At 56.6% G+C, this 5,142-nt stretch carries 4 protein-coding genes; 2 read left to right on the top strand and 2 right to left on the bottom strand.

The window, feature by feature from the left end; genetic code table 11:
• Positions 1-166 precede the first annotated feature (166 nt).
• Both QMX93_RS29620 and QMX93_RS29615 read right to left on the bottom strand, forming a co-directional pair.
• Positions 167-658, bottom strand: coding sequence for a hypothetical protein (locus QMX93_RS29620; RefSeq protein ID WP_282359109.1), 492 nt, complete (start codon positions 656-658; stop codon positions 167-169).
• Positions 625-1,353, bottom strand: a complete 729-nt coding sequence (locus tag QMX93_RS29615) for a DNA-binding protein (RefSeq protein WP_159813119.1) — start codon at positions 1,351-1,353, stop codon at positions 625-627. Before QMX93_RS29615 ends, QMX93_RS29620 begins: the two co-directional genes overlap by 34 nt.
• A 209-nt stretch (positions 1,354-1,562) precedes the next feature.
• On the opposite strand from QMX93_RS29615, the gene mutS reads away from it, so the two are divergent.
• Positions 1,563-4,133 carry a DNA mismatch repair protein MutS gene (mutS, locus tag QMX93_RS29610; protein WP_212549791.1) on the top strand — a complete coding sequence of 857 codons (2,571 nt, stop codon included), beginning with the start codon at positions 1,563-1,565 and terminating at the stop codon, positions 4,131-4,133.
• A gap of 163 nt (positions 4,134-4,296) precedes the next feature.
• On the top strand, positions 4,297-4,620 hold the full coding sequence (gene fdxA / locus QMX93_RS29605) for a ferredoxin FdxA (protein WP_008077096.1): 324 nt from the start codon (positions 4,297-4,299) through the stop codon (positions 4,618-4,620).
• The last annotated feature ends 522 nt before the right edge of the window (positions 4,621-5,142 follow it).

The raw sequence follows: 5,142 nt of genomic DNA, 5'->3' as shown, positions 1-5,142 counted from the left end.
GCCGAAGGCTGCGATCTGTTGATCTTCCTAAAGCAAGATCAACAGATCGCAGCCTTCGGCAGCTCCTACAGGGAATCACATTAACAACGGAGGGCTGTCGTGGCCTTACTGGCGTCTTACTCAGTCTTACTTATTCGCTCCGGAGCCTTGCACCCCGGGGTCTTGCCTAGCGAGGAACGTGACAGACACCATTGATCAGGTTGTTGATGTTGTAGTAGTACTCGGCATCGGAGAAATAATTGAACGTGACCATGCCGCCTTGAAAGCCTCGCTCCATAAACGGCAGTTCATCTCCAGCGGTATCTGCATCGAATTTCACAACTGAACGGGTTTTGAACAGAAACCTTGAAGTATCCAGATGCGTCAGGGCAATGTCGAACTTTCGATCATAGGTAAAAACTTTCCCCTCTGGCGTTTTCACTACGTAATACACATAGAGAGCGCCTTCCTTTGGATCAATCGTCATATCACCGACACCATGCCAGCGAACTTTGTGATCATGGGTATGAACGAAGTCAATAGAAGCAAAACACGGTGCACGTGGAATATCACGATTGATTACGTAGAAATACCTGACCACCAGTCCACCGAAAACCAACACAGAGGCTGCTGCCATCAAAGCGATTATTTTTTTCCAACGAGCTGGTAATTCACGCATATGGCCTCCCCTTTACTTTCAGGCTTGACGCACTTGATCAATAACTGGGAGAGCGGCTTTCTTACATAATAATTAATGTCGGATAACACAATGGGCGGTTCAAACTCGCCGAGTGCTTTTACAATCTCGTCCTTGGACATCTTTTCACTTTCTTCCACATACAACTGCGCATCACCGTCTTGCCAGATGAGTTTCCACTCTTCCAGGTCGGCTGGTTTTTTAAACATCAGGTAGGCGTAAAACAAAGGAAGCGCGATAGCCGGTACAACCAATGCAGGCAGCAGAAAACGCCAATAGCGGCGCCGCGGCTTCGTCACCGAGATGACTGCCGGCGCTGCGGGTACGGATTCAGGCACCTCTGCGCTGATCAAACGGATCTCACACAACAGCACCACGCCCCGGCGCGGCAACGTCTTGAGACTGTCACGCGGCAAACCAACATCAGCAAAATGCGTACGCAGCATGTGCAGCGTCTTGTAATAACTGCTGTCGGAAATCACCAGCCCGCGCTCACCCCAGACCCGCGAAATCAGCTGCTCCTTGTCCGTCACCCCGGCAATCAACGCCAGCAACAGATCACTCTCATTACTGCCCAGAATGACCGACTGCTGCGCCCGAGTGAGGGTCATTTTTTCTGCATCGTAGTAACAATCGCTCGATGACGATCCCGAGCCGATGCCTTCAGACTGTTCCACGCCGCTTCCTCAACTGACCTTCAACCCACGAACTCCGATGATTCGATAGCTTTTCGGCACTATAGGACACAATGCCGACCCGAGCGGCGGCGCGTTGCTGCATCCACCTCAAAAAAACTTCATACTCCGCCCACTGAATCAACTCAGGGGCCTGCACCTCTGCCCCGACACATTTTCTCGGTATAGCTAAACCTCTGATGAATAAAGCAATTTCAGATCTGTCCTCCCACACTCCGATGATGCAGCAGTACTGGCGGCTGAAGAATCAGCACCCGGATCAGCTGATGTTCTACCGCATGGGCGATTTCTACGAGATCTTCTACGAAGACGCGAAGAAGGCTGCCAAGTTGCTCGACATCACCCTGACCGCGCGCGGGCAGTCGGCGGGGCAGGCGATTCCGATGTGTGGGATTCCTTACCACGCGGCGGAAGGTTATCTGGCGAAACTGGTCAAGCTCGGCGAATCCGTGGTGATTTGCGAGCAGGTCGGCGACCCGGCGACCAGCAAAGGCCCGGTTGATCGTCAGGTCGTGCGGATTCTCACGCCGGGTACGGTCAGCGACGAGGCGCTGCTCGATGAGCGCCGTGACAACCTGATCGCCGCGCTGTTGGGGGATGAGCGTCTGTTTGGTCTGGCCGTGCTGGACATCACCAGCGGCAATTTCAGCGTGCTGGAAATCAAGGGTTGGGAAAACCTGCTGGCGGAACTGGAGCGCGTCAACCCGGTTGAGTTGTTGATCCCGGATGACTGGCCACGCGACCTGCCAGCGGAAAAACGCCGTGGCGTCAGCCGCCGTGCCCCGTGGGATTTTGAGCGCGATTCGGCGCTGAAAAGTCTCTGCCAACAGTTTTCCACTCAGGATCTGAAAGGCTTCGGCTGCGAGAACCTGACGCTGGCCATCGGCGCTGCCGGTTGCCTGCTGGCTTACGCCAAAGAAACCCAGCGCACTGCCCTGCCCCATTTGCGCAGCCTGCGTCACGAACGTCTCGATGACACCGTGGTGCTCGACGGCGCGAGCCGTCGCAACCTCGAGCTCGACACTAACCTGGCCGGTGGCCGCGACAACACTTTGCAATCGGTGGTTGATCGTTGCCAGACCGCAATGGGCAGCCGTCTGCTGACGCGTTGGTTGAATCGTCCGTTACGCGACCTGACCGTGTTGTTGGCGCGCCAGACCTCGATCACTTGCCTGCTCGATCGCTACCGTTTCGAAAAGCTGCAGCCACAGCTCAAGGAAATTGGCGACATCGAGCGGATTCTTGCGCGGATCGGCCTGCGCAATGCCCGTCCTCGTGACCTCGCGCGTCTGCGCGACGCCCTCGGCGCCCTGCCTGAGCTGCAGGTGGCGATGACTGATCTGGAAGCGCCTCACCTGCAAGGTCTGGCGACCACCACCAGCACTTACCCGGAACTCGCGGCGCTGCTGGCCAAAGCCATCATCGACAACCCACCGGCTGTAATCCGTGACGGCGGCGTGTTGAAAACCGGTTACGACAGCGAACTCGACGAGCTGCAATCGCTGAGCGAAAACGCCGGCCAGTTTCTTATCGATCTGGAAGCCCGCGAGAAGGCCCGTACCGGCCTGAGCCACCTGAAAGTCGGCTATAACCGCATTCACGGCTACTTCATCGAGTTGCCGAGCAAGCAGGCCGAGTCGGCGCCAGCGGATTACATTCGCCGGCAAACCCTGAAAGGCGCCGAGCGTTTCATCACGCCGGAGCTGAAAGAGTTTGAAGACAAGGCGCTGTCGGCCAAGAGCCGCGCCCTCGCCCGCGAGAAAATGCTCTACGAAGCGTTGCTGGAAGACTTGATCAGCCAGTTGCCACCGTTGCAGGACACCGCTGCGGCGCTGGCCGAACTGGACGTGCTGAGCAACCTCGCTGAGCGTGCGCTGAACCTCGATCTGAACTGCCCGCGTTTCGTCAGCGAGCCGTGCATGCGCATTACTCAGGGTCGTCACCCGGTGGTCGAGCAAGTGCTGACCACGCCGTTCGTGGCCAACGATCTGAGCCTGGATGACAACACGCGCATGCTGGTGATCACCGGCCCGAACATGGGCGGTAAATCCACTTACATGCGGCAAACCGCGTTGATCGTGCTGTTGGCGCACATCGGCAGCTTCGTGCCAGCGGCCAGTTGTGAACTGTCGCTGGTCGACCGCATCTTCACCCGGATCGGTTCCAGCGATGACCTCGCCGGTGGCCGTTCGACTTTCATGGTCGAGATGAGCGAAACCGCCAACATTCTGCACAACGCTACCGAACGCAGTCTGGTGCTGATGGACGAAGTCGGTCGCGGCACCAGCACCTTCGACGGCCTGTCGCTGGCATGGGCGGCGGCCGAGCGTCTGGCGCATCTACGCGCGTACACGCTGTTCGCCACTCACTACTTTGAACTGACCGTGCTGCCGGAAGCCGAGCCGTTGGTGGCGAACGTCCACCTCAACGCGACCGAGCACAACGAACGCATCGTCTTCCTGCACCACGTGCTGCCGGGGCCTGCCAGCCAGAGCTACGGCCTGGCGGTGGCGCAACTGGCTGGTGTGCCAAGCGAAGTGATCGTGCGTGCCCGCGAGCACCTGAGCCGACTGGAAGAAACCGCGTTGCCCCATGAAGCGCCGAAACCGGCGGCCAAGGGCAAACCGGCGACGCCGCAGCAAAGCGATATGTTTGCCAGCCTGCCGCACCCGGTTCTCGATGAGCTGGCTAAACTGGATCTGGACGACCTGACACCACGCCGTGCGCTCGAAATGCTCTATGCCCTGAAGAACCGGATATAAGCACTGAAGAAGCGGATATAACGCAAACGGCTTCAAGCTGTTAGAATCTCGCGCGGTTTGGGATGCTGCTGGCTAATAGCCTGGCCAGCAGGTATCGCTCCCGAACCTGGCGACCCCAACCGTGAAGGGGCAACGCTGCCGCCGCCTGAGGAGAAAATTAGAAATGACCTTCGTCGTCACCGACAACTGCATCAAGTGCAAGTACACCGACTGCGTAGAAGTCTGTCCGGTGGACTGCTTTTACGAAGGCCCGAACTTCCTGGTGATTCACCCGGATGAGTGCATCGACTGCGCCCTGTGCGAACCAGAATGCCCGGCCGTGGCCATTTTCTCCGAGGACGAAGTTCCGGAAGAGATGCAGGAATTCATCCAGCTCAACGTTGATCTGGCTGAAATCTGGCCTAACATCACCGAGAAGAAAGAATCGCTGCCGGATGCCGAAGAGTGGGATGGCGTCAAAGGCAAGATCAAAGACCTCGAACGCTGATCTGTCACGCGCTCGAATAAAAGGCCCCTTGCGGGCCTTTTTGTTTGTCTGCGATTTACTTTTCTGCGGGCAAAAAAAGGGGCGGTTTGACCCGCCCACATTTTTTCCCTAATCCCTGTATTCCTTTTCATCGTCCTGATGAATCGCATCCTGCGATGTCCATTCCCTTCTTCCTTGAAGGGCGTGTCTGTCCGTCGACACAACCTGAATACTAGAGGGTTATGCGGCGGAGGCAATCGGCCTTCCGTGCCGAAAGCGTTTGTCATAACCGCTTCATATTTCAAAATAAGCTTGCCAGTCAGTAGGTTACTGATCGTCGACTGACTGAATGGGCGTCTGCCGAAGTGTAAAAATAACGAACACCTACGAAAGAGTAAGCCAAGGCTTACAGCAGCAAACTACAAACCCTCCCCCTGTAGGAGCTGCCGAAGGCTGCGATCTTTTGACCTTGATTTTAAAAAGCAGAATCAAAAGATCGCAGCCTTCGGCAGCTCCTACAAAAGCAACAGCAACAGCAACCGC

Source organism: Pseudomonas sp. PS01303, assembly GCF_029959385.1.
Taxonomy (GTDB): Bacteria; Pseudomonadota; Gammaproteobacteria; order Pseudomonadales; family Pseudomonadaceae; genus Aquipseudomonas; species Aquipseudomonas rustica.
The sequence above is the reverse complement of the archived record's forward strand: the minus strand, read 5'-3'. Positions and strand labels throughout refer to the sequence as shown.